The 23,414-nt window shown below is 41.4% G+C and carries 24 protein-coding genes and 1 riboswitch; of the genes, 20 read left to right on the forward strand and 4 right to left on the reverse strand.

Annotated elements, in window-relative coordinates:
- Nucleotides 1-77: 77 nt before the first annotated feature.
- The 7 genes from LMU01S_RS01475 to LMU01S_RS01505 all read left to right on the forward strand — a co-directional run bounded on the left by LMU01S_RS01475 (nucleotide 78) and on the right by LMU01S_RS01505 (nucleotide 7,426).
- Nucleotides 78-866: a hypothetical protein gene (locus LMU01S_RS01475; protein ID WP_056958948.1), complete on the forward strand. Its 789-nt coding sequence runs from the start codon at nucleotides 78-80 to the stop codon at nucleotides 864-866.
- Nucleotides 867-1,158: 292 nt separating this feature from the next.
- Nucleotides 1,159-2,592 (forward strand): PTS sugar transporter subunit IIC, encoded by a 1,434-nt coding sequence (locus LMU01S_RS01480; RefSeq protein ID WP_056958947.1) that lies wholly within the window; start codon nucleotides 1,159-1,161, stop codon nucleotides 2,590-2,592.
- Between the two features lie 25 nt (nucleotides 2,593-2,617).
- Complete coding sequence (locus tag LMU01S_RS01485) at nucleotides 2,618-2,935, forward strand: PTS sugar transporter subunit IIB (RefSeq protein WP_004050778.1); 318 nt, start codon at nucleotides 2,618-2,620, stop codon at nucleotides 2,933-2,935.
- Between the two features lie 13 nt (nucleotides 2,936-2,948).
- Nucleotides 2,949-3,272, forward strand: a complete 324-nt coding sequence (locus tag LMU01S_RS01490; RefSeq protein WP_056958946.1) for a PTS lactose/cellobiose transporter subunit IIA — start codon at nucleotides 2,949-2,951, stop codon at nucleotides 3,270-3,272.
- Between the two features lie 72 nt (nucleotides 3,273-3,344).
- Nucleotides 3,345-4,217: an ROK family protein gene (locus LMU01S_RS01495; RefSeq protein ID WP_056958945.1), complete on the forward strand. Its 873-nt coding sequence runs from the start codon at nucleotides 3,345-3,347 to the stop codon at nucleotides 4,215-4,217.
- A gap of 2 nt (nucleotides 4,218-4,219) precedes the next feature.
- Nucleotides 4,220-5,611: a glycoside hydrolase family 1 protein gene (locus LMU01S_RS01500; protein ID WP_056958944.1), complete on the forward strand. Its 1,392-nt coding sequence runs from the start codon at nucleotides 4,220-4,222 to the stop codon at nucleotides 5,609-5,611.
- A 228-nt stretch (nucleotides 5,612-5,839) separates the two neighbouring features.
- The gene (locus LMU01S_RS01505; RefSeq protein ID WP_089135537.1) at nucleotides 5,840-7,426 is read left to right on the forward strand and encodes an APC family permease; all 1,587 of its coding nucleotides are present in this window, start codon (nucleotides 5,840-5,842) and stop codon (nucleotides 7,424-7,426) included.
- Between the two features lie 30 nt (nucleotides 7,427-7,456).
- On the opposite strand, the gene LMU01S_RS01510 is transcribed toward LMU01S_RS01505, so the two are convergent.
- Nucleotides 7,457-8,098 (reverse strand): phosphatase PAP2 family protein, encoded by a 642-nt coding sequence (locus LMU01S_RS01510; RefSeq protein WP_156470367.1) that lies wholly within the window; start codon nucleotides 8,096-8,098, stop codon nucleotides 7,457-7,459.
- 150 nt (nucleotides 8,099-8,248) lie between these two features.
- Between LMU01S_RS01510 and LMU01S_RS01515 the strand changes: the two genes are divergently transcribed.
- From LMU01S_RS01515 to LMU01S_RS01535, 5 genes are all read left to right on the forward strand, one after another.
- A complete protein-coding gene (locus tag LMU01S_RS01515; protein ID WP_004050766.1) occupies nucleotides 8,249-8,428 on the forward strand; it encodes a hypothetical protein in 180 nt (59 codons plus the stop codon).
- A 13-nt stretch (nucleotides 8,429-8,441) separates the two neighbouring features.
- Complete coding sequence (locus tag LMU01S_RS01520; protein WP_056958943.1) at nucleotides 8,442-9,350, forward strand: RluA family pseudouridine synthase; 909 nt, start codon at nucleotides 8,442-8,444, stop codon at nucleotides 9,348-9,350.
- Nucleotides 9,351-9,423: 73 nt separating this feature from the next.
- Nucleotides 9,424-10,071, forward strand: a complete 648-nt coding sequence (locus tag LMU01S_RS01525) for a metal-dependent transcriptional regulator (protein ID WP_056958942.1) — start codon at nucleotides 9,424-9,426, stop codon at nucleotides 10,069-10,071.
- Between the two features lie 172 nt (nucleotides 10,072-10,243).
- Complete coding sequence (locus LMU01S_RS01530) at nucleotides 10,244-10,444, forward strand: cold-shock protein (protein ID WP_004050761.1); 201 nt, start codon at nucleotides 10,244-10,246, stop codon at nucleotides 10,442-10,444.
- Between the two features lie 89 nt (nucleotides 10,445-10,533).
- Nucleotides 10,534-11,715, forward strand: a complete 1,182-nt coding sequence (locus LMU01S_RS01535) for an MDR family MFS transporter (RefSeq protein WP_056958941.1) — start codon at nucleotides 10,534-10,536, stop codon at nucleotides 11,713-11,715.
- Between the two features lie 71 nt (nucleotides 11,716-11,786).
- On the opposite strand, the gene LMU01S_RS01540 is transcribed toward LMU01S_RS01535, so the two are convergent.
- Genes LMU01S_RS01540 through LMU01S_RS01550 form a run of 3 tightly spaced genes read right to left on the reverse strand, consistent with a single transcriptional unit; the run spans nucleotide 11,787 to nucleotide 14,138 of the window.
- Entirely contained in the window at nucleotides 11,787-12,896 is a 1,110-nt protein-coding gene (locus tag LMU01S_RS01540; protein WP_056958940.1) for an LCP family glycopolymer transferase, read from the reverse strand.
- Nucleotides 12,897-12,919: 23 nt separating this feature from the next.
- On the reverse strand, nucleotides 12,920-13,291 hold the full coding sequence (locus tag LMU01S_RS01545) for a DUF1634 domain-containing protein (protein ID WP_004050756.1): 372 nt from the start codon (nucleotides 13,289-13,291) through the stop codon (nucleotides 12,920-12,922).
- 1 nt (nucleotide 13,292) lies between these two features.
- Complete coding sequence (locus LMU01S_RS01550) at nucleotides 13,293-14,138, reverse strand: sulfite exporter TauE/SafE family protein (protein WP_056958939.1); 846 nt, start codon at nucleotides 14,136-14,138, stop codon at nucleotides 13,293-13,295.
- A gap of 219 nt (nucleotides 14,139-14,357) precedes the next feature.
- On the opposite strand from LMU01S_RS01550, the gene LMU01S_RS01555 reads away from it, so the two are divergent.
- The 8 genes from LMU01S_RS01555 to LMU01S_RS01590 all read left to right on the forward strand — a co-directional run bounded on the left by LMU01S_RS01555 (nucleotide 14,358) and on the right by LMU01S_RS01590 (nucleotide 23,054).
- A complete protein-coding gene (locus LMU01S_RS01555; protein ID WP_056958938.1) occupies nucleotides 14,358-15,164 on the forward strand; it encodes a zinc ribbon domain-containing protein in 807 nt (268 codons plus the stop codon).
- 64 nt (nucleotides 15,165-15,228) lie between these two features.
- Nucleotides 15,229-15,732 carry a GNAT family N-acetyltransferase gene (locus tag LMU01S_RS01560; RefSeq protein WP_056958937.1) on the forward strand — a complete coding sequence of 168 codons (504 nt, stop codon included), beginning with the start codon at nucleotides 15,229-15,231 and terminating at the stop codon, nucleotides 15,730-15,732.
- Between the two features lie 11 nt (nucleotides 15,733-15,743).
- Nucleotides 15,744-16,274 (forward strand): Rrf2 family transcriptional regulator, encoded by a 531-nt coding sequence (locus LMU01S_RS01565; RefSeq protein ID WP_056958936.1) that lies wholly within the window; start codon nucleotides 15,744-15,746, stop codon nucleotides 16,272-16,274.
- Between the two features lie 158 nt (nucleotides 16,275-16,432).
- The gene (gene alsS / locus LMU01S_RS01570) at nucleotides 16,433-18,112 is read left to right on the forward strand and encodes an acetolactate synthase AlsS (RefSeq protein ID WP_056958935.1); all 1,680 of its coding nucleotides are present in this window, start codon (nucleotides 16,433-16,435) and stop codon (nucleotides 18,110-18,112) included.
- Nucleotides 18,113-18,128: 16 nt separating this feature from the next.
- Nucleotides 18,129-18,851 (forward strand): acetolactate decarboxylase, encoded by a 723-nt coding sequence (budA, locus tag LMU01S_RS01575; protein WP_056958934.1) that lies wholly within the window; start codon nucleotides 18,129-18,131, stop codon nucleotides 18,849-18,851.
- A gap of 44 nt (nucleotides 18,852-18,895) precedes the next feature.
- Nucleotides 18,896-19,074: riboswitch (Lysine riboswitch) on the forward strand.
- A 115-nt stretch (nucleotides 19,075-19,189) separates the two neighbouring features.
- Complete coding sequence (locus LMU01S_RS01580) at nucleotides 19,190-20,674, forward strand: amino acid permease (RefSeq protein ID WP_056958933.1); 1,485 nt, start codon at nucleotides 19,190-19,192, stop codon at nucleotides 20,672-20,674.
- A gap of 300 nt (nucleotides 20,675-20,974) precedes the next feature.
- Nucleotides 20,975-22,261 carry a serine--tRNA ligase gene (serS, locus tag LMU01S_RS01585; RefSeq protein WP_056958932.1) on the forward strand — a complete coding sequence of 429 codons (1,287 nt, stop codon included), beginning with the start codon at nucleotides 20,975-20,977 and terminating at the stop codon, nucleotides 22,259-22,261.
- A gap of 172 nt (nucleotides 22,262-22,433) precedes the next feature.
- A complete protein-coding gene (locus LMU01S_RS01590; RefSeq protein ID WP_056958931.1) occupies nucleotides 22,434-23,054 on the forward strand; it encodes a histidine phosphatase family protein in 621 nt (206 codons plus the stop codon).
- The last annotated feature ends 360 nt before the right edge of the window (nucleotides 23,055-23,414 follow it).

The raw sequence follows: 23,414 nt of genomic DNA on the forward strand, positions 1-23,414 counted from the left end.
GCGGGCTTATAGTAGAGGGCAACTTCCAGCCAAACTAGCCGATAAATGCTATAATGAACAAGATAGGGGGCGAAATGATGAAAAGATGGTTATGGTGGACCGTGATCGGACTTTTCTTAGCATTCATCTTTGTAGGGTACGGTGTGACTAAAAGAGTTGAGACCGCTAAAAGTTATAAGTCGGCTTTAGAATTGGGTCAAGCCTATGTTAATGATGGCAATTATGTTGCAGCTAAGGTCTCCTTTCAAGATGCATTGAAGAAAAAGTCTAATGATAAAACAGCTAAAGTCTATCTTGAACAAACTAAATGCTATGAAAAAGGACTTGATCAGATCGAAGACAAGCAATACAGTAAAGCACGGACAAGTTTTCAGCGAGTAGCTTCCAAAAATTATGGCCTAGGTATTTTGGTCAAGCGAGCTTCTGAAAAGCAGATGGAGCTTAAAGAAGTGATCACCCAATTAAAGAATTTTGAACAGATCTATGCTAGAGCTGATTCATTAGCTAAAAACTATGAATATACGTCATCTAATACCCAACTGGCAGTGATCTTAGGTTATGGTAGCATTAAGGACAACTACTATGACGATATTTTCCAAAAAGCGCAGGCATTAAAACGCTCAAATGATGCGAAGCTACGGGCTTTAGGCTATAATGTCCAACTACCCGTGGAAGATGAATTGAGTGCTGCCCAATTAGCACAACAAAATAACATTTCAAAAGAACAACTCAAACAGGCAAAAGTAGAGCTTAAAAAAAATGGCATCAATATTACTGATCTAGATGATAAGCAAATCATCAAAGTTATCTTGCAGGCGCGGGATGAACAAAAATCGATCGCTGAACTCGCCGAAGAATATAAGTGAGGTTCGTCCCAGGACGGGCCTTTTTTTGTGCGCAAAATGAGTATATTGATTGTTATTGATCGGACATTGTGCTATAACAAAATTAGTTAAAATATTTTTCATAATCCCACATTTGTTTTAGTATATACTTTTAATGCATATGATTTGACTAATTATTAAAAAGAATATATACTAAATTCGTAAAAAAGTTAAGCGGTTACAAAAAGTGTGTTTGGCATTTTGGGCGCCCATAATGTGTATGTACTTTTGTAAACGGTTAAATATAAACTAAAAGAATTTGGAGATGAGACAGATGGCAGAACAAAAGCAAAGCTCATTTGGGGCGTTCATCAATGCTAAGATATTACCTCCGGTCATGAAATTTGTGAATACGAAGGCGATCGTAGCATTAAAAGATGGTATGGTCTATGCCTTACCATTTATCATTATCGGGTCGATTTTTTTGATCTTGAATTCCTTCCCGATCACAGCGGTACAAGAATGGTTCAAAGATATTGGCTGGTCAGTCTTCTTTAACCAAGCATATCAAACAACATTTGCTATTATTTCGATTTGGACGGTAATTGGGATCGCCTATGTGTATGCAAGAAACGAAAAACAAGAAGCTTTACCTTGTGGCCTAACAGCCCTATCAGTTTTCTTGTTGTTACAAAATTTAGTTGTCAATAGTCCTTTAGTTTCAGCAATGGGTAAAGATGGTGCCGGGATCACAGACGCTGCTGGCAAGGTCGTTTATACTGGGACACAAGTTGCCGAACAGATCGATAAGTTACCTCAAGTCATCCAAAATTATTTGACCTCACCTGTAACAGGTGCGATCAACATGACCTGGTTAGGTGGCCAAGGGATGATCGCAGCGATCATTGTCGGTCTATTAGTTGGTTGGAGTTATACAGCGATGGCTAAGGCTGGTTGGAAGATCACCTTGCCAGAACAAGTACCAGCTAACGTAGCTAACCAGTTCTCAGCGATGATCCCATCTGGTGTGATCATCACGGTTTCGATGCTGATCTATGCCTTCTTTGCTAAAGTGTTCAACACTGACATGTTGCAATGGATCTATGATGTTTTACAAGCACCTTTGCAAGGCCTTTCTGACTCGCTCGGTGGTGCCTTGATCTTAGCTTTCATGGTCGTGTTCTTCTGGTTCTTTGGGGTCCACGGTGGCTTGATCATGGGTGGTATCGGTGGTGCCTTCTTACTACCAAATACGGCTGATAACGCTGCTTTACTCGCTAAAGGCGAATTGACCATGCAAAATGGTGCTCACATCGTAACCAACGAATTTTACAACAACTTCATCAATTTGACAGGTTCTGGGATCACGATCGGGCTTTTGGTCTTTACTTTGACAGCAGCCAAGTCAGTCCAATTCAAGTCATTAGGTAAAGTTGAAGCAGTACCTGGTATCTTTAACATCAACGAACCATTCTTATTTGGGATCCCGTTAGTCATGAATCCATGGTTGGCACTTCCGTTCTTTATGACACCGGTCGTCGTAGCACTTTCGACTTACTTGGTGATCTACTTTGGCTTAGTTCCACCAACTGGGGCTGCTGCACCTTGGACGACCCCACCGATCATTTCAGGTTTTTTGGTCGGGGGCTGGAAGATGGCATTATGGCAAGCGATCGTCTTATTGATCTCAGTTGCGATGTACTGGCCATTTGCTAAGAAATACGATAAATATCTCTGCCAACAAGAAGCAGCAAATGAAGCAAAATAATTATTTAGGAAAAGGATGAATTACAATGGCTGAAAAAATTATTATGTTAGCCTGCTCGGCAGGTATGTCAACTTCAATGTTAGTTGCAAAAATGCAAGAAGAAGCAAAGAATCGTGGAAAAGACTATGAGATCTTTGCTAAATCAGTGGCTGATATCGATCATCAATTTGAAACCAAAAAGCCAGATGTATTGATGCTAGGACCACAAGTGGCATATATGAAAGCTGATGTTCAAAAGAAATGTGATGATGCTGGAGTGCCAATGGAAGTTATCAACATGACAGATTATGGCATGATGAACGGTAAAAACGTGCTTGATGAAGCTGAAAAAATTATGGGATAGAGGATAAAGCAAGATGACAGATGAAAGAATGCAGATCGTCATGGGACTGATCATGGCGGGTGGCAATGCGAAAAACTGTGCTATCGAAGCGATCACAGCAGCTAAAAAAGGTGATTTTTCTTTGGCTAAAGAAAAGCTCAAAGACGCAAACCAAGCGATCGTGGATGCGCATAATGTGCAGACCGATATGTTAACTAAAGAAGCTCAAGGTGAACACACTGAGATCGATCTCTATATGGTCCACGCACAAGATCATTTGATGACAGGGATCACATTTGTTGATCTAGCCAAGGAGATCATTGCCGTCTACAAACGATTAGACGAAGAAGGTAAATAATTTAAAAGGTGCGCCTAGTACACAGCGCACCTTTTTTACTAGAGGTAAAAGTATATACATTAGGAGGGTGTCATGGAAAATCTGATCTTGATCGATATAGGAGGAACAACGATCAAATTTGGGCTAAACACAGGTGAGAAGTTGGAGCTATTACCAGCTAAGAAAACACCTAAGACGTTACCTGAATTTTATCAGTACTTAGAAGAGACAGTAAATGAGTTAAAAAAACAAGTACCTATCAAAGGTGTAGCGCTCAGTTGCCCGGGGGCAGTCGATCAAAAAACAGGTGTGATCGGGGGGGACAGTGCTTTACCTTATATTCATGGCTTTGATATTAGAAGTGAGCTCAAAAAGCGCTTTGGCTTACCGGTCAGCATCGAAAATGACGCTAATTGTGCTGCCTTAGCTGAAATGGCAAGTGGTGCTGGCAAAAAGGTCAAAGATGCGATCTTTTTAGTGATCGGGACCGGTGTCGGTGGTGCGTTAGTTGTAGATAAAAAGCTCCACCACGGAGCCCATCTTTTAGGGGGAGAATTTGGCTATTTACTCTTGGGCCAAGAGATGACAGTCAGTCAAATAGTTAGTCCAGTCAGTATAGCAGAGCGCTACAATGCCAAAACAAGGCAAGCTCTCAGCGGTAAAGAAGTCTTTGCCAAAGCCCAAACTGGTGACAAGATCGCTAGTGTAGAAGTCGATAATGCACTACAAACGTTAGCACTTTTGATCTATAACTTACAATATAGCTTTGACCCTGAACTCTTTATCATCGGGGGCGCGATCTCTAAAAATCCAGCGCTGATCCCGATGCTAGAACCAAAACTTGCTAAGCTAAGACAAAAAGTCAAGGCTGCTAAACTAGAGCCTAAAATAGCTGTTTGTCGCTATTATGAACAGGCTAATCTTTTAGGGGCTGCGATCAATTTTAAAAAAATGATGGAGGGATAACAATGTATACATTTCCAAAGGATTTTATTTGGGGCGCCGCTACTTCAGGGCCTCAATCTGAAGGCAATTTTAAAAAACGACATCAAAATGTTTTTGATTATTGGTATACTAAAGATCCAAGTGCCTTTTATGCTGGTGTCGGACCGGATACGACGTCTAATTTTTACAATGATTATGAAAACGATTTAAAGTTGATGCATCAAGCAGGGATCAAAGCTTTAAGAACTTCGATCCAATGGAGTCGCTTGATCGCTGACTTTGAAACTTGCGAAGTCGATCAAAAAGGTGCTGACTTTTATAGTCGTGTGATCGATGCTATGTTGGCTAACGGTATCACACCGTATATCAATTTGTGTCATTTCGATATGCCAGTTGAATTACAGCATAAATACGGTGGTTTTGAGTCTAAGCATGTGACGGATCTTTTTGCTGGCTTTGCCAAGAAGTGTTTTGAACTTTACGGCGATCGAGTCGATCATTGGTTTACTTTTAATGAACCCAAAGTGATCTTAGATGGTGGTTATCTCTATCAATTTCACTATCCGCTAAAAGTCGATGGACCGCTGGCTGTTCAAGTAGCTTATAACTTGAACTTAGCTTCAGCCAAAGCGATCAAGGCTTTCCGTGAACTTTATGGACAAGATAAGTCTAAAAAGATCGGAACGATCCTGAATTTGACCCCTGCCTATCCAGCAAGTGATAGTCCAAAAGATCAGGCAGCCGCTGAGTTTGCTGAGCTTTGGGCCAATAAGATGTTTTTAGAACCAGCTGTTTTAGGACACTATCCGCAAAAATTAGTTGAGATCTTAGAACGTGCTGGTGTTTTATGGGAACAAACACCAGCAGAGTTACAGTTATTAAAAGAACAGACCGTTGATGTTTTAGGCGTCAATTTCTATCATCCATTTAGAGTCAAAGCCCCAGCCGTTTCGCCAGATAGCTTACAGCCTTGGATGCCAGATATTTACTTTGATGAGTATGAGATGCCTGGTAGAGTGATGAATGTTGATAAAGGTTGGGAGATCTATCCTAAAGCTTTATATGATATTGCGGTAAATATCCGTGACAATTACAACAATATCGAATGGTTCGTTTCTGAAAATGGGATGGGTGTCTCAGGTGAAGAGCGCTTTATGGATAAAAATGGGGTAGTTTGTGATGATTACCGGATCGAATTTATGAAAAAGCATCTTAAAGCTTTACATCGTGGGATAAAGGCAGGCTCTAACTGTCATGGTTACTTTGTTTGGACGGGGATCGACTGTTGGTCATGGAAGAATGCTTATCGCAATCGATATGGGTTGATCCGCGATGATATCCATACTCAGATCAAAACCTTGAAAAAGTCAGGCCATTGGTTCAATGAATTGAGTAACAAGAATAGTTTTGAATAAAGTAAGCCCCTAAGTTAGATCTGGTCTAGCTTAGGGGTTTGTGTTCGAAGTATCGGGAATAAATAGTAAGAAAAAATGAGCGAACTGGTGAGGGGAAAACTCAGTTGTTTTTAATGACGCTCAAAGATAAATTGCGCAACATTCTAATAAATGATAACATAAGAAATATTCACAGGTGCAAAGTCAGGTCTAAAAGCTTTGCACTTAATTTTATTTGAGGTGCAGATCGTGCAAAAAAGAAGTATAAGTTTATTTTCAGCCACTATGTTAGCGCTTAGTTCTTTGATCGGGTCGGGCTGGCTTTTTGGCTCAAGTGAAGCAGCTAGTGTTGCTGGTCCAGCCGCAGTTATTTCCTGGGTTATCGGAGCAGTCGTGATCGGGATCGTGGCTTTTAATTACATCGAACTAGGGGTTATGTTGCCTGAAAGTGGAGGGATGAGTCGCTATCCTCAGTATAGCCATGGACCTTTGGTGGGGTTTATCGCCTCTTGGGCTAATTGGCTCTCGTTAGTAGCCTTGATCCCGATCGAAGCAGTCGCAGCTGTCCAATATATGAGTACTTGGCCTTGGAAATGGGCTAATTGGACTAATGACTTTATGCAAAATGGTCAGATCACAGGTAAAGGCTTGATCGTTGTCTTTTTATTTATGGTCGTTTTTACCTTGTTGAATTTTTGGTCAGTTAGTGTTTTGACGCGGTTTACGAATCTGATCTCAGTCTTTAAGATCGCGATCCCTTTATTGACGATCATTTTACTGATGAGTTCAGGTTTTTATGTAGAAAACTTTGGGAGCACCTGGCATGAATTTATGCCAAATGGCTCCAGTCCTGTTTTTGAAGCGACAACAGTTTCAGGTATCATTTTATCGTATAATGCCTTTCAAACGGTGATCAATATCGGCGGAGAGATCAAAGATCCACAAAAAAATATTTTTCGAGCGATCACGATCTCGTTAACGGTCGCAACGATCATCTATATCTTATTACAGATCGCTTATATCGGTGCGATCACGCCAACACAATTAGCCGACCATGGCTGGAGTGGCTTGAATTTTGATTCGCCTTTTGCTGATATCGCTATCTTACTTGGGATCCATTGGCTAGCTGTTCTCCTGTATTTAGATGCGTTTGTTTCACCTTTTGGCACTGGGGTCTCATTTGCAGCTACTTCGGGTCGGACTTTAGCGGCGATGACCTTGAATCGCCGAATCCCAAAGTGGTTAGGTGAAGTCGATAGCACTTATGGCAATCCGCGGTTTGCTTATTTAGCAAATTTTGCAGTAGGTGCTTTGTTAGTTATGGTCTTTCGTGATTGGAGCTTACTAGCTAGTGTGATGGCGACAGCGACTTTGATCGCTTATGCTACTGGACCAGTGACTGTGATGGCATTTCGCAAACTACGGCCAAATTATACGCGACCAGTACATTCCAAATGGATGCCTGTGATCGCACCAGTGACTTTTGTGATCGCAAGCTTAGCGATCTATTGGGCAATGTGGCCAACGACAGTTCAAGTTATTTTAGCGATCTTATTGGGCTTGCCACTGTATATTTATTATGACCACAAAAATGGTCAGATCTCATGGAGACGTCAACTCCAAAGTGGTGGTTGGCTCTTGGTGTATTTGGTCTTCTTGTCGGTGATGTCTTATGTTGGAAGCAAAGGTTTTAACGGACAAGACTGGATCAAATATCCCTATGATTTCTTTATCATCATTGGTGTGAGCTTAGGCTTTTATTATTGGGGGTTAGCGAGTCGCATGGCTGATAGCCCTGATCTGAGCGATGCTGATAAATTAAATGCTAGAGTGTAAAAAAGGTTTGGTCAGATCGACCAAACCTTTTTAAGCTTTCTTTTGGCGCCGGTAAGCCTCAGTGATGATCAAAGAACATTCAAATAAAAAACCGACTAAAAAAATACTTGCGATCGTATCGGTCGGATAGTGAACGTGAAGATAGATCCGCGTCAAAGCGATAATGATGATCCAAAGGACACCAACGATATGTAGTAAAGTTTTTAGTCCCTTTGTTTGGATATGTGGTAAAAATAAAAAGAAGACTAACAAGACAAACAAGGCAGTTCCAAAAGTATGACCACTGGGAAAACTATAACCATTGATCTCCACTAGCCGATCAGTGGGACGTGTTCGAGCTACAATATTTTTAACGATCCAATTGATCAGATTACAGAAAACGACAGTACTTAAAGCCCACAATGCGTCAGATGTATCATGTAACAAGTAAACGATCAAACAAAGCAATAAACAATAGATAAAGGACATCTCTGGTCCACCTAAAAAAGTTATTTTGTCGACTAAAGCGGTCATATCTGGAGTAGTGATCGGTAAGAGTAGCTTTTGGATAGCAGTATCAAAGCTAGTGATAAGAGGCGACTTTAGTTTGACCAAAGTTGCTAAAGTAAGAAAGATCACTAGATAGATCATTGCATATAAGGGACGGTATTTTTTATAAGTAAGGTGTGTCACCAAAATTCACTTCTCTCGTAATATTAGTAAACTAGTTTACATTTTACTACAAACCAACTTACAATTCACATAGCCATTTGCACCAGCCAAGGCTAGTTGGTATAGTAAAGATGTGAATCGTTGTCGCTTTTTAAAGCAAGGGGGATCAATATGTTACCTAAACGCAACTATGCTGAAATGATCATTATCTTACTTGGAGTTACTTGGTACTGTTTAGGTAGTTTGTTAGCACCATTGATCGTTGCACAAGATTTTTGGCTCAAGGCGATGCTGTTGCTACTACTCTTTGTGATGATCTTTGATATTTTGATAATGATCTATTGGCGCTAGAAAGAAGGATCAGATGAAGGTTACTTGGCAAAAAAAAGATACAAAGCAACAGACTTTAAAGAGTTTCTTACGCAAACAAGGGGTCAGTCAACGTCTGTATGGTAAGCTAAAAAAAGGATATGGCCAGGTCTTGGTCGATGGACAAAAAACAAAACTTGCAATTTTATTGGAGCACCCGGTTGCGGTCACCTTGGAATTACCGGCTGATGCTATAGAAGAAAATGTAGCGATCAGTCAGGGACCGATCGAAGTGGTCTATGAAGATGAATTTTGGCTCGTTGTCAATAAGCCTGCTGGGTTAACGAGTGTACCTGGGCCAAGTAATAGCACCGATACGCTGGTCAATCGGGTCAAGGGCTATTTTATCGAACAAAGATCAGCTATAAAAGCACCACGGATCATTACGCGTTTGGATCGCTATACGAGTGGCTTGGTCTTATTTGCTAAACACAGCTTTGCTCAAGCCCAAATTGCAGCTCAAGTCGAGTCTCATCGAATGGACAAGCGTTATTTTGCATTGGTCCAAGGGCAAATATCGCGTGAACACGGCTTTATCGAAGGCCCGATCGCACGTGTCGCTGACGATGTCAAATACCAGATCACACCTGAAGGCCGATTTGCTAAGAGTGAATATTGGCTTGAGAAGAGCAAGGCTGAGCTATCATTAGTTCAGGTCAAACTCCACACGGGGCGTACGCACCAGATCCGCGTCCATTTTAGTGAAAGTGGGCATCCGCTGTTGGGCGATAAGCTTTATGGCGGTGAGCGTAGTTTGATCGCGCGCCAAGCTTTACATGCTGGTAAGCTTGGTTTTATCGATCCATTCACTAAAAAACATCTGGAATTTTCCTGTCCTATACCACCAGATATGCAACTGATCATCGATAAAGAATTTGGAAACTGGCAGTCAGAAAGCCTGTAATTTACCAAAGTTCTGTTATAATGGATAAGTAAAGTTCTATTTGGAATAAATAAAGTGTTTCGAGGTACTTGAAATGACACCGAAAAAAGAAGACTATCTAAAAATAATATTTGAATTAGGCGGAAGAGAGAAGAAAGTCTCAAATAAACAGATCGCGATGAGTTTAAATATCGCGGCTGGTTCGGTGACGGAAATGGTCAATAAGCTAGTGAAAGAAGGGCTAGCAACACATGCTCCTTATGCCGGGATCTCTTTGACTGATGAAGGTGTAAAGGTAGCTGAAAAATTGGTTAGACGCCACCGATTATGGGAAACTTTTTTAGTTGAGAAGCTAAATTATAAATTACAAGATGTGCATAGTGATGCCGAAGTTTTGGAACATGTGACAAGTGATAACTTGATGGATCATTTGGAAGACTTTTTGAATCATCCTAAGTATTGTCCACATGGTGGGGTGATCCCTGATAAACTCGGACACTATGAAGAAGAAAGTCACTTGACGTTATCTGAAGCTAAAGCGGGAAGTACGATCACGGTCGATCGTTTTACTGATAATCATGATCTTTTGACTTACTTAGATGATATCGATATTAAGATCGGGGATACCTTAGAGGTGTTGGAACATGCGCCGTTTGAAGGTCCGATCCGTTTACGTTTTACCCAAAATGGGCAAGAAACAAGCATCGGTTATAAAGCTGCACATTATATTTTTGTCAAATAAGGCTTTTTAGTATCATTAAAAAAAAGCGTGTGCTATAATTATAATCGTATTTCTGTATAGGCTATTGTGGCTAGGATTTATCTTTGATAACTTTCTCCATTATGCGCTGATTAGAGGAATTACAATATATTTTTAATGTGCCGTGATCGGCGCAAGGAGGAGTTCAATTATTATGGAACAAGGAACAGTTAAATGGTTTAACGCTGATAAAGGTTTTGGCTTTATCACACGTGAAGATGGTAGCGACGTATTCGTACACTTCTCAGCTATCCAAGGTGAAGGCTTCAAGACTTTAGATGAAGGCCAACACGTAACTTTCGATGTTGAAGAAAGCGAACGCGGACCACAAGCTGCTAACGTAGTAAAAGACTAATAAGTGGTTTAAGTAATAACGCTTAGACTTTTGAATCGAAAAGAGGCTGTCTTGTACGGTCTCTTTTTTTGCTATTCTAGGGGGAATTTATGGCTAAAAAGGAATTAAAATTAAGCTGGTTATTATGTGGAAGTTTTATCGTTTCAGTCGGCAGTAGTTTGTTGTGGCCACTGACTACGATCTACATGCATAACTATCTTGGTCAAAGTCTGACGACCGCTGGGATCGTACTCTTTATCAATTCACTAGCGCTGATCGCGGGTAGTTATTTAGGTGGTCGGATGTATGATAAAGATCGTAAAAATGCCCGGCGCTGGTTGCTAGGCGCGCTCTTTTTATCGACGTCAGCGGTCTTTTTATTGATCTTTTTCAATGGCTGGCCGACATTTGCGGTGTTATTACTTTTAGATAACTTTGGTGGCGGGATCGCGATCACGATCGAAAATTCATTAGCCACTGGGATCAAAGAAAAAAGCTCACGTCAAGTTTTTAACATGTTATATTTTATGCAAAATGTCGGTGTCGTGATCGGAACGTTACTTGTTGGGGTGCTCGTTGAGATAAGTATCGAATGGATCTTTATCATCAACTTTATCTTATTTGCTTTCTTTTGGCTCGTGGTCTACCGCCATTATTATGTGCCAAAAGCTGCTTTGGTCAAAGAACAGGTAGCTAAAAAGGGTCAGGATAAGACACCACTGCGCTATGTCTGGGTCATAGGGGCGATCTTGCTTCTCTTTTTTGCGATCGAGACCGGCTATTCACAATGGCAAAGCAACTTGTCGATCTACATGGAATCATTAGGGATCTCCGTTAAGAGTTATGGTTTCTTGTGGACGATCAATGGGCTCGTGATCGTCTGTGGTCAGCCAGTCCTAAATAAGCTCTTGGATGATATTTTAAAGATCAAGCTGATCTATAAGCTTTATTTAGGTTCAGCCCTATTTGTCCTTGGCTTTTTCACCTTGTTATTTGCTACGGATTATCCTCACTTTATCTTAACGATGGTGATCGTGACTTTGGGTGAGATCTTGACTTTTCCAACGATCCCAGCCGTTGTTGATAACTTGAGTACTTTAAGTGAAAAGGGCAAATACCAAGGCGCAGTCAGTGTTTTTGCTGCTTTAGGGCGGGCGATCGGTCCCTTAGCTGGTGGCTTGATCGTGGATAATTCATCGTATAATATGCTATTTACCGTGATGATCGCCTTGATGGGGCTCGCAACGCTCTTTGTTATTGTAGTAGCCCAGTTCAATTTAGTTAAAAAATAGGTCAAAAGGTATGCCTAAAGCTTAGGCGACCAAATAATAAGCCCTCACCAAGTTTTTGGCGAGGGCTTATTTTAATTACCTTCAACGTCGACTTGAGCGGAATCTGAAAGGGTATTACCAGTCGAAGCTTGTTTTAAGTTGAGAGCTGAGCGTAAGAGATCGGTGATCCGTTGTTTTTCTTCGGTCGTGGGAACTTCAAATGATTCACCGTTGATCATTTGCCCTTGGCCACGTAAGCTGTCGGTTTGCATGTCGTGAGTGGCGACGCGATATTTACTACCCAAGATCACGAGATCATCAAAACTTAGATCGGTCACCATTTGTTTGGAGATCGTGGAAAGGAATTTCTCATTGATCAGGTTAGTTAGATCTGCGCCTTTAAATGCAACTTGCGTCAAGACCTGGCGTTGTCGAGCTTGTCGACCATAATCACCGTCAGGATCATCATAGCGCATGCGGACGTAGGCTAAGGCACGTTTACCGTTCATATGGGTCTTTTTGCCTTTTTCAAAGCTTTGTCCGTCATAAGTAAATGTTAATAAGGGATCAACATCAACGCCCCCAACGGCATTGATCAGTTTCTCCAAACCGCCCATATTGATCGTTGCATAAAAATCGATCGGGACGTTGAGATATTTTTGGACAGTTTTGACAGCCGTAGCTGAACCACCGTATTCATAGGCGGAATTTAGTTTGCTAGGGAAGTATTCTTCATGTCCCGAGATAGCTACTTCAACATCACGAGGTAAGCTGACCACGGTCATTTTCTTTTTCTCAGGATTTAACACGGCTACGATCATTGTGTCGGTCCGTCCTTTGAAAGTCCGGCCCAAAGCCCCAGTATCAGTCCCCATCAAAAGTACCGAGATCGGGTGGCCATCTTTTAAGGTCGAATTGACATCACGTGCTTTGGTGATATTTGAAGAATTATAGATCGAATCAGCTGCTTTTTTGGCACTGATATATTTTTTATAAGCATAGTGTCCGCCAAAGATCAAGGTGACCACAATGACTAATAGGGTCCAAAAGAAACATCCCCGGCGCTTAGAACTAGCTTTTGCGTGGCGCTGTTTTTGCGCTTTACGTGTTTTTTGATTACGATAAGTTTCACGGCGACTGGGGATCGTAGCGCTAGATCTAATGGAGCGGTCATCAGGGCGATTTTGATTGTTGCTTGGCATAAAAATTAGTCCTTTCTTTAAAATCAATGGTGGCCTACGATAACGCTAATGATCAAGATCAATAAGACCAAACTGGTTATTTTGACGTAAAGCATATCCTTTTCTTGGTAAAAGGCATAGATCGAGATCACAACGCGTAAGACAGGGGTCAAGATCAAAAGATAGATCCCAGCCATCATATAAGCATACGCCTTAAAACTTATGAGTCCCTGCCAGATCGCAGGTAAAGTAGTTGGAAAGCTCGTATTAGGATAACCACTGTGACCTGTGATCAAAAACATTGCAAAGCCTAAGATCATTACGGCAGCTGAGAATAAGACGCCGATACGCATTATTTTACCGATCACGATCTCAACTGCTAACATTTCTTTTCGGGTAGAGTTATTTTTTGGCATTTTAAATCGTCACCCCAAATCCTTTAAGAATCATCTGTAACCCTAAGTAAAGTAGGATCGGGATAAAGATCAGGCGAATGATCTTTGAAGGTAAGATCTGCATGATCCGAGTCCCGATCGTTGAACCGCCTAAGATCCCTAAGGCTAAGGGAACTGCTAGATCGGGTCTGATCGAACCATTAAAGAAATAGACCGTTGCACTAGCTGCAGCTGTAACGCCCATCATTAGATTGCTGGTAGCACTTGAAGGCTTAAGGGGCATCTTCATTGCTCCATCCATTGCCATGACTTTAAAGGCGCCTGAGCCGATCCCAAGCATCCCAGAAGCTAGACCTGCTCCAAGCATGATCAAGAAACCTCCGGGAACATTTTCCACTTGATAATCGACCTGTTGTTTAGTGTTTTTATCATAATAAGAGCTATTAAGATTGAATTTTTCCGCCCATTTATCGGCATGGACTTGCTGTAAGACTTCTTGCCCACTTCGCATTTTGCGGTACATGTTCCAGCTAGAAAAGACCAACAGACTGCCAAAAAGAATATATAAGATCATCGGATCAAAGGCTCCAGTCAATAGGGCTCCGATGATCGCCCCGATCGTAGTTGCGATCTCAAGAAACATCGCGACCCGTAAGTTCAACACATCATCTTTTAAAAAAGCGATCGTTGAACCAGAACTGGTTGCGATGACAGCGATGATACTAGCTCCGATCGCATATTTGATATCAAGCCCCATCGCGAGAGTGACGATCGGGGTAACGATCATCCCACCACCGATCCCGAGAATAGATCCCATGATGCCGGCAAAAATACCGACACCGAGCATAAGTAGTGCTGTATGTAGCATATTAAAACTACCCCTTTATCTATTTAAAATACTAAACATATTAATTTTAGCAAATTATCACAGTATAAATTTTAATAATTTATTAAAGTATGTTCGTGAATCATTATAACAAGGGTTAAGCTCTACTCAAAGCGATTTAAAGGTTTAAGACGATTAGACCCGCAAAAAGAATTTACGTTATAATAGTAAAAATAAGTAACGAAAGGATACAAAAAAATTATGGTTTATTGTCAACGCTGTGGGCGCAAGCTCGATGAAGCGCACCTGCATTGTCCTTATTGCGGTGTCTTGCAAGAACGTGAGCTAGATGGTGAGAAAAAACCTTGTCGTAAGTGTGAAGAAAAGATCCCCGTCAACTCTAATTATTGTCCTTATTGTGGGCATGATCAAGCGATCTTTGAGTACCGTGAGACACCAAGAGAAACTGAGGAAGATAAGGCCAAGATCACGCCTGAGCCTAAATTTGAAAAAGATGCTCAGGATCTAGCCGAATTGATCGACCAGATCAGAGCGGAAAATGAAAAATATCTGGCTAAAAGACAAGCTGATGCCAAAGCAGCACAAGAAAAACGGACTTTTGGGAAAAATGAAAATCCCGAGCCTAACTTGATCGCATCTACTAAATTGATGTTACGTGATACGTTTAGAACTGATAAACGAATGGGGCGCGCCGACTTTTGGTGGGGCTATTTAGGGATCACGATGTTAACAGTCTTGTTGACGTTCCCCCTTGCGCTTATTGTCCAAATTTGGCAGGCGGTGGCACCGGGTTCTGCGATGATGGCAATGGAGATCATGGTTTATTTTTTGATGTGTTTTTATATTTTAGAAATGTTTACGGGTTTGATCAGACGTTTTCGGGATGCTGAGATCCCTGTGCTCTATGTTGTTTTAGCTTTAACAGTAGTTGGTGAGATCATTTGCTTATTTTTAGCAACGCGCCCCCAAAAAGTGACGAACTTAGATTACACCTTTGAAGCGCAAAATAAAAAGCGACAAAATGATCAAAATAAACCGGATAGATGATGGTAATTAAAGCAAGGCAAGCGTATAATTTAGATAATAAATGTCGCCAAACGAGGTGGGTGCGATGTTAGAGACAAGGCGTCTTTTGTTGCGAAACTTTGACCCATTAGATGCAGCCGATGTTTTAGAATACACTAGTCAAAAGCAAGTAGCCAAAGATGCGGGCTTTATGCCGTGTGAGACGCTGATGCAGGCGTTATTTTTTGGGAAAATGTTGCAAAGTAAAAAGCATTTTGTGATCGAGTTAAAAAAACAACAAAAAGTCATTGGAAATATCGGTCTATATGAAGTTTCTCCCCACCAAGCTGGACTTGTCTTTGAAGTGGGCTATGTGCTAAATCAAAATTATTGGCATAAAGGTTATATGACTGAGGCGCTCAAGGCACTTAGCCAGTTCGCTCAAAAAAAAGGTGCGGTCGGTCTAGAAGCACGAGTCGCTAAGCGAAATCAAGCCTCGATCAAATTGCTAGAGCGCTGTGGCTTTAGAGTCGTCGAAAAATATGTTGTCAACGAGTGGTTCGTTGTTAAAGAAAATCGTTCACAATTGTTATTTTATAAACAACTATAGGGGGTGAAAATATGCAGTTAAAGCGAGGGTTTGAACAATCAGTTTGTATTTTAGCGTTGCTAGCGACGCAAGAACAAGATATTCCCTTATCCTCAACTGTGATCCACGCCCGACTCAAAGGCTCGCAGACTTATCTGCGTAAATTGATGCGAAAATTGGTCGTTGGTGGTTTAGTGACTTCAGCTTCAGGCAATAATGGTGGCTTTAGATTAGCTCGTGATCCAGCTGAGATCGATCTAGCGCAGATCGTTGAAGTTGTCGAAGGACCGTTGGTATCTTATCCAAGCACCAACTTATTCAATGCGGTCTTTTCGGATTTTAAACCTTTGGCTAAGGAAGGTAATAGTGCGATCCAACGAGCTTTTGCCACGGCAGATGCGCTTTGGATAAAGCAATTAGCTAAAGTCACGATCTATCAATTACTATGCGAGACTTTTAATACCAAGATAATTCCCCGGATCGATTGGAATCAGTTGGGCGGTGGCGACCCCGATCAGATCGAAGCTTTGATCAAGAAGATAAAAAATAGTTTGAAATTATGAGCAAAACGCGTACGGAAAGGGCCGGCGCGTTTTTTTTAGTTATCTGAAAAGGCTGCTTTACACTTTGGTTTACACTCTACTTGAAAATAAGTTGTGTTATGTATATAGTTATAACTAGAAGTAAGAAAACGTTTAAAATTGAGTAGGGGGAATTAAGTGTGGCGGAAAAAGAATATTACGGCGCGGATGCGATCGTTGATAGTTTGATCAACCATGATGTTAAATTTGTTTTTGGGATCCCGGGAGCTAAGATCGACCGGGTTTTTGAATTGCTCGAACATCCTAAAGATCCACGCACACCAAAATTTGTTTTGACGCGTCATGAGCAAAATGCAGCTTTCATGGCTGCAGGTGTAGGGCGGATCACAGGTAAACCTGGGGTCGTGATCGCAACGTCAGGTCCGGGAGCGTCTAACTTGGCTACTGGCTTGGTAACTGCTACAGCAGAAGGTGATCCTGTTTTAGCGATCGCTGGTCAAGTACAACGAACAGACCTTTTACGCTTGACGCACCAAAGTATGAAAAATGCAGCTTTGTTTGAACCGATCACGAAATACAGTGCAGAAGTCCAAGAACCAGAAAATGTTTCAGAAGTGATCGCTAATGCTTACCAAGAAGCTGAAGCCGCTAAACAAGGTGCAAGTTTTGTTTCAGTACCACAAGACGTGACAGATGGTAAGGTCAAGACCAATGTGATCGAGCCTCTTGAAGCACCTAAATTGGGACCAGCCAGTCCGATCGAATCGACTTTACTCTCCCAACGTATCAAAGCTGCCAAGCTGCCAGTTCTTTTGTTAGGGATGCGGGCTTCTGATCCTGAAACGACTGATGCGATCCGCCGTTTGATCGCTGCGACCCATTTACCAGTGGTCGAAACTTTCCAAGGTGCAGGGATCATCCCACGTGAATTGGAAGATGATTTCTTTGGACGGGTCGGTTTATTTAGAAATCAGCCTGGGGACCAATTGCTAAAGAAAAGTGACCTTGTGATCGCGATCGGATATGATCCTATCGAATACGAACCACGTAACTGGAATTCTGATCGCAGTGCTAATATCGTAGTTATCGATTCGATGCGAGCTGAGATCGATAAGAATTATCAACCAGAGCGTGAATTAGTTGGCGATATTTCACAAACATTAGATTTCTTGTTGCCATATATGAAAGGTTACTCGGTCCCAGAAGAATCAAAGGCTTACTTGGATTCATTGCGTAAGACTTTGCAAAAACGCGATGTGCCACCTGAAGTTACCAAAGATCAAGTTCAAAGTCATCCATTGAGCATCATCCAAGCTTTACAAGATCGGGTCACAGATGAGATGACCGTGACAGTTGACGTTGGTAGTTTCTATATTTGGATGGCACGTCACTTTAGAAGTTATGAACCACGTCACTTACTCTTTAGTAACGGGATGCAAACCTTAGGAGTGGCTTTACCGTGGGCGATCTCAGCGGCTTTAGTCCGTCCTGATACCAAAGTGGTCTCTGTTTCAGGTGATGGTGGCTTCTTGTTTTCATCACAAGACTTAGAAACTGCGGTCCGATTGAATTTAAATATCGTACACATCATTTGGAATGATGGTAACTACGATATGGTCAAATTCCAAGAAGAGATGAAATATGGCAAGTCGGCTGCTGTTAAATTTGGACCAGTTGATTTTGTGAAATATGCAGAAAGCTTTGGAGCTAAGGGTTATCGTGTCAATAAAGCTTCGGAATTAGAAGAAGTCTTAGATAAAGCCTTCAAAGAAAAGGGACCAACGATCGTGGACGTACCGGTCGATTACAGTTTCAATCAAGAGTTAGGTAAGACGATCTTAGAAGATCAATTACACTGATCGAGGTAGAGGATATATGGAAAAATATGCAAGTCGGGTCTATCAACACGGGACCCTAGGAATGTTAGTCCCTGGTCTGTTTGAAGGCACATTGACGGTAGCCGAATTGTTAGAGCATGGTGAGCTTGGGATCGGAACTGCTAGTGGGCTAGATGGTGAAATGGTCTTATTAGACCACACACCTTATTTGGTCCAAAGTACAGGTGAGGTCCGGATCTTAAAGCCAGAGGAAAAAGTTCCTTTTGCTACGGTCCACTTTGAGCAAGCAAAAGATACATTTACGGCTAGCGCTCTGACCCAAAAACAGTTAGGCGAGCAGATCTTGGCTAACTATCCGTACAAAAATCTGTTCTTTGCAGTTAAGATCACGGGGCGTTTTAGCAAAGTTAAAACGCGCGCCGTTGAAAAGCAAACACGTCCGTACAAGACATTGACGCAAGTGGCTGATGAACAGGCCTTGTTTGATGCTGAAGCGATCACCGGTACGGTCATTGGTTATTTTGCACCCGAAATGTTTCAAGGGATGGCAGCAGCTGGGTATCACTTGCATTTCTTAGCTGATGATAAGTCAATGGGAGGGCACTTACTTGATTTTGAGATCGAACAAGCTACAGTCCAATTGCAGCCGTTTGCTACGATCGAACAACATTTCCCAATGGCAGATCAAGAATTTTTAGAGAAAGACTTAGCGATCGCGGATCTACATGCTCAGATAAAGCAAGCTGAAGGACAAAATTAAAGATATGGCTTGCAATTAGATCGCATCCAAGTTAAAATTGAAAACGTCGAAGAAGAGGTCGCAAAAACCATCAGTAGCTAGGTGGAGTTGATAAAGCAACGCTAAAATCTAGTGAAAGGGGAATTTGCCGAAGCCTAGACAAACTTTATTTTGTCTAGGCTGGGGCCCGGTTTAAGAGATCGGGAACTGTCGTAGTGATAAACTACGGAGCGCTATCGAGATGAGTGGCAGTTTGCTACAAGAATGAATTGATAGATGATCAAAGCGCACTTTCGATGTCTCGGAGGTGCGCTTTTTATATGCTTGCACGACTTCTCTAAAAAATAGGAGGAATTTTCATGGCAGAGAGGAATACAATGAAGCGATCATTGAAGACAAGACATTTGTCGATGATCGCACTTGGTGGTAGTATCGGGACTGGTTTATTTGTGGCCAGTGGCTCAGCGATCTCGACCGCAGGACCTGGGGGCGCTTTAGTGGCGTATCTAGGTATTGGTCTGATGGTCTACTTTTTGATGACATCATTAGGGGAAATGGCAACTTATCTCCCCGTGACAGGTTCGTTTGCGACCTATGCGCGTCGCTTTGTTGATCCGGCATTTGGTTTTGCGATGGGGTGGAATTATTGGTTCAACTGGGCGATCACATTAGCAGTCGATATCTCGACGGTCGCCTTAGTTTTGAAATTTTGGTTCCCCCATGTTCCAGCCTGGGTCTTTAGTTTATCAGCGTTACTACTCATCTTTTTGATCAATGCTTTATCAGTTAAATCTTTTGGGGAAGCTGAATACTGGATGGCTTTGATCAAAGTTGTAACAGTTATTGTCTTTTTAGCAGTTGGTTTGTTGACGATCTTTGGTATTTTAGGTGGTCATGCAACTTACTTAGAAAACTTCACTACAGGTGATGCCCCATTTGTTGGGGGGATCCCAACGATCTTGAGCGTCTTTGTTGTGGCCGGATTCTCTTTTCAAGGGACTGAATTGATCGGTATTACAGCAGGTGAGACTAAAGATCCTGAAAAGAGTTTACCAAAAGCGATCAAGCAAGTCTTTTGGCGAATCTTGCTCTTTTATATTTTGTCGATCTTTGTGATCGCCTGCATCATTCCTTATACTAGTCCAAACTTATTAGGTTCTGAAGCAAGTGATATTGCGATCAGTCCATTTACCCTGGTCTTTAAGCGGGCGGGACTTGCTTCAGCTGCTTCAGTGATGAATGCTGTTATCTTAACTTCGGTCTTATCGGCTGCTAACTCAGGGATGTATGCTTCAACGCGGATGTTGTATGCTTTAGGTATCGATGGCGATGCACCGAAGATGTTTGCGCGGGTCAACTCACGTGGGATCCCGATCTTTGCTTTGATCGGGACGACGATCGTTGGGTTGTTGACCTTTTTAGCAAGTATCTTTGGTAACCAAGTTTATACATTCTTAGTAAGTGCCAGTGGTTTGACTGGTTTTATCGCGTGGATCGGGATCGCAGTCTCGCATTATCGTTTCCGCCGTGCGTTTAAAGCGCAAGGCCATGACCTAAGTGAGTTAAAATATAAGGCTAAGTGGTTCCCATTTGGTCCGCTCTTAGCTTTGGTCTTGTGTATTTTAGTCATCATTGGTCAAGATATCCAATCATTTAAGGACTTTAACTGGCAAGCGATCGGGGTCTCCTATATGTCAGTTCCATTGTTTATCATCTTGTATGCTTACTATAAGATCAAATATAAGACGAAAGTTATTCCATTAGATAAAGTGGATCTGACCCCCCATGATATTTCCAAAGAAAAAATGGAAACGCAAGAAAAAATCGATGAAAGTCTAGAATAGGCTTGCTATTTTACAAAATAAATATTATGATACTGGTATAAATAATCGAAACATCTGAGTTCGCCATAAGTAGGCATGACAGAGACATGGTGGTTGCTGCAAACCATGACGCCGAAACTCCAGCGTAACCTTGTATGGGCGGGTAATGCCGCACGGGAAAACCGTTATTTATATGTGAGTGCGATGTTATGTCGAACTTGGGTGGTACCGCGAAAAGAGTCTTTTCGTCCCAATATCGGGGGCGGAAAGGCTCTTTTTTTCGATTAGATAAAATAATTAGCTAAATTAGGGGGCAATAAGATGTTAGATATTAAAATGATCCGTCAAAATCCAGATGATATCAAAGCGCGTTTAGCAACACGTGGTGTGGAAGCTGAAACGATCGATACATTATTGGAAAAAGATAAAGAACGCCGTGAACTTTTGGTGCGCTCAGAATCTTTGAAGCAAAAGCGTAATGAAGTATCCGAAGCGATCGCGCAAGCTAAGCGTAACAAAGAAGATGCGACTGAAGCGATCACAGCAATGCGTGAAGTCGGTGGTCAGATCAAGCAACTCGATGCACAATTAGCTGAAGTTGAAGAGATCGTTCATGATATGGCTGCACGCTTACCTAACTTGCCTAACGAAACGATCCCAGTTGGGCCTGATGAAGATTATAATGTTGAATTGCGCAAAGTGGGAACACCACGTAAATTTGATTTTGAACCTAAAGCTCACTGGGATATCGGTGAAGATCTAGGTATCTTAGACTTTGAACGTGGAGCTAAAGTTTCTGGTGCACGTTTTGTTTACTATAAAGGTTGGGGTGCTCGTTTAGAACGTGCTGTCTATAACTTTATGTTGGATGAACATGCTAAGGAAGGCTATACCGAAGTTTTGCCGCCATATATCGTAAATGCTAAGACAATGTATGGTACGGGACAATTTCCTAAGTTCAAAGAAGATGTTTACCAAGTAAATGGTGAAGATATGACTTTGATCCCAACTGCAGAAGTCCCATTGACTAACTATTATCGTGATGAAGTTATCCCAACAGACCAATTGCCAGTTTACTTTACCGCATTGACACCAAGTTTTCGTTCTGAAGCTGGTAGTGCAGGGCGTGATACGCGTGGCCTTATTCGGATGCACCAATTCAATAAAGTTGAAATGGTCAAGTTCGCTAAGCCAGAAGAGTCATATAACGAATTAGAAAAAATGACTCAAAATGCCGGTGATATCATGGAAAAATTAGGCTTGCCATACCATGTGATCACTTTATCGACTGGTGATATGGGCTTTAGTGCAGCCATGACACACGACCTTGAAGTTTGGATGCCGGCGCAAGATACTTACCGTGAGATCTCAAGTTGTTCTAACTGTGAAGATTTCCAAGCACGGCGCGCACATATCCAATATCGTGATGAAAATGGCAAATTGCAATTCGTGCATACTCTAAACGGTTCAGGTCTAGCTGTTGGTCGGACAGTAGCGGCTATTTTGGAAAATTACCAAAATGAAGACGGTTCGGTCACGATCCCTGAAGCTTTGCGTCCATATATGGGTGGTTTAGAGAAGATCACAAAAGATGATCCCGAAGCATAATTATTAAGATGTTTTGAAATAATGTGGTCAATGTTGCATAAATGATGAGAGATCCAGCATGATTTTGTATCGTGTTGGGTCTTTTTGTATTGTTAATATGGGATGGAAGTTGCACGAATAAATGGGATAACGTAAAATGTAACAAGTAATTTTTTGAAAGGATCGTAAAGAGATGACAACTTTTTATTTAGTACGCCACGGTAGAACTGAGTATAATCGTGATGGCCGTTTGCAAGGTGCTGTACATGATTCACCATTATTGCCCCAAAGCATAGCCGATGCAAAGCAAACTGGTAAAGCTTTAGCTGATATCGATTTTGTAGCGGCTTTTTCCAGTCCGCAAAAGCGAGCTTTAGACACTGGTAAAAATATCGTAGCTCAATTTAAGCAGCCATTACAGTTTGAAACTTTAGCTGATTTAAAAGAATTTGATTTTGGGATCTGGGATGGTGATCTAGCGACTAAGCATCAAGCTGATTGTATTTGGCAGACATTTTTGAATGATCCGCTCAATTTTGATGGTAGTGAGATCAAGGCGGAAAACTATTTTGAATTAGCCACACGGGTAAAAAGGGCTTTGACTCAGATCGCTAAACGTTATCCTAAAGGCAATGTTTTAGTGACGGCACATGCGTTGGTGATCACTTTTGGTGTTAAATATCTTTTAGGAAAAGATCTTAATACCATTCGCCGTGAAGGACTAGTTGCTAATACGTCAGTAACGGTTTTAGAAGTCAAAGATAAAGCGACATTTGAACTTCTAAAATGGAATGATACAACACACTTAAAATAAATTTAAAAAAATTGTTGACGTGGGCAATAAGACTTGGTAATATATTATTTGTCGTTGAGATGACGACAACAACTTGAAAAAAGTTATTGACATTGAGTTGTTGATAATGATAAGATATAAAAGTTGTTGTTGAGATCGACGATAACAAAAAATAAAATATTTATTGACAAATCACTTGATGATTTGGTAAAATAAATAAGTCGCCTAGAAATGATAAATAAATAATTATTTAAAAAAGTTATTGACATCAATTCTGCGAGATGATAAAATAAAGAAGTTGTTGCTAAACAGCTGATTTATAAAAAGTAGATCTTTGAAAACTGAACAAAGTTTCGATAAGCAAATGTGCAGGGTCTCTTG

Origin of the sequence: Ligilactobacillus murinus DSM 20452 = NBRC 14221, assembly GCF_001591685.1 — a bacterium.
Lineage (GTDB): Bacteria > Bacillota > Bacilli > Lactobacillales > Lactobacillaceae > Ligilactobacillus > Ligilactobacillus murinus.

Bases quoted from the DNA above. Each gene is read 5' to 3' on its own strand.
- LMU01S_RS01475 (WP_056958948.1), top strand. From the start codon at position 78: ATGAAAAGATGGTTATGGTGGACCGTGATCGGACTTTTCTTAGCATTC.
- LMU01S_RS01480 (WP_056958947.1), top strand. From the start codon at position 1,159: ATGGCAGAACAAAAGCAAAGCTCATTTGGGGCGTTCATCAATGCTAAG.
- LMU01S_RS01485 (WP_004050778.1), top strand. From the start codon at position 2,618: ATGGCTGAAAAAATTATTATGTTAGCCTGCTCGGCAGGTATGTCAACT.
- LMU01S_RS01490 (WP_056958946.1), top strand. From the start codon at position 2,949: ATGACAGATGAAAGAATGCAGATCGTCATGGGACTGATCATGGCGGGT.
- LMU01S_RS01495 (WP_056958945.1), top strand. From the start codon at position 3,345: ATGGAAAATCTGATCTTGATCGATATAGGAGGAACAACGATCAAATTT.
- LMU01S_RS01500 (WP_056958944.1), top strand. From the start codon at position 4,220: ATGTATACATTTCCAAAGGATTTTATTTGGGGCGCCGCTACTTCAGGG.
- LMU01S_RS01515 (WP_004050766.1), top strand. From the start codon at position 8,249: ATGTTACCTAAACGCAACTATGCTGAAATGATCATTATCTTACTTGGA.
- LMU01S_RS01520 (WP_056958943.1), top strand. From the start codon at position 8,442: ATGAAGGTTACTTGGCAAAAAAAAGATACAAAGCAACAGACTTTAAAG.
- LMU01S_RS01525 (WP_056958942.1), top strand. From the start codon at position 9,424: ATGACACCGAAAAAAGAAGACTATCTAAAAATAATATTTGAATTAGGC.
- LMU01S_RS01530 (WP_004050761.1), top strand. From the start codon at position 10,244: ATGGAACAAGGAACAGTTAAATGGTTTAACGCTGATAAAGGTTTTGGC.
- LMU01S_RS01535 (WP_056958941.1), top strand. From the start codon at position 10,534: ATGGCTAAAAAGGAATTAAAATTAAGCTGGTTATTATGTGGAAGTTTT.
- LMU01S_RS01540 (WP_056958940.1), bottom strand. From the start codon at position 12,896: ATGCCAAGCAACAATCAAAATCGCCCTGATGACCGCTCCATTAGATCT.
- LMU01S_RS01545 (WP_004050756.1), bottom strand. From the start codon at position 13,291: ATGCCAAAAAATAACTCTACCCGAAAAGAAATGTTAGCAGTTGAGATC.
- LMU01S_RS01550 (WP_056958939.1), bottom strand. From the start codon at position 14,138: ATGCTACATACAGCACTACTTATGCTCGGTGTCGGTATTTTTGCCGGC.
- LMU01S_RS01555 (WP_056958938.1), top strand. From the start codon at position 14,358: ATGGTTTATTGTCAACGCTGTGGGCGCAAGCTCGATGAAGCGCACCTG.
- LMU01S_RS01560 (WP_056958937.1), top strand. From the start codon at position 15,229: ATGTTAGAGACAAGGCGTCTTTTGTTGCGAAACTTTGACCCATTAGAT.
- LMU01S_RS01565 (WP_056958936.1), top strand. From the start codon at position 15,744: ATGCAGTTAAAGCGAGGGTTTGAACAATCAGTTTGTATTTTAGCGTTG.
- budA (WP_056958934.1), top strand. From the start codon at position 18,129: ATGGAAAAATATGCAAGTCGGGTCTATCAACACGGGACCCTAGGAATG.
- LMU01S_RS01580 (WP_056958933.1), top strand. From the start codon at position 19,190: ATGGCAGAGAGGAATACAATGAAGCGATCATTGAAGACAAGACATTTG.
- serS (WP_056958932.1), top strand. From the start codon at position 20,975: ATGTTAGATATTAAAATGATCCGTCAAAATCCAGATGATATCAAAGCG.
- LMU01S_RS01590 (WP_056958931.1), top strand. From the start codon at position 22,434: ATGACAACTTTTTATTTAGTACGCCACGGTAGAACTGAGTATAATCGT.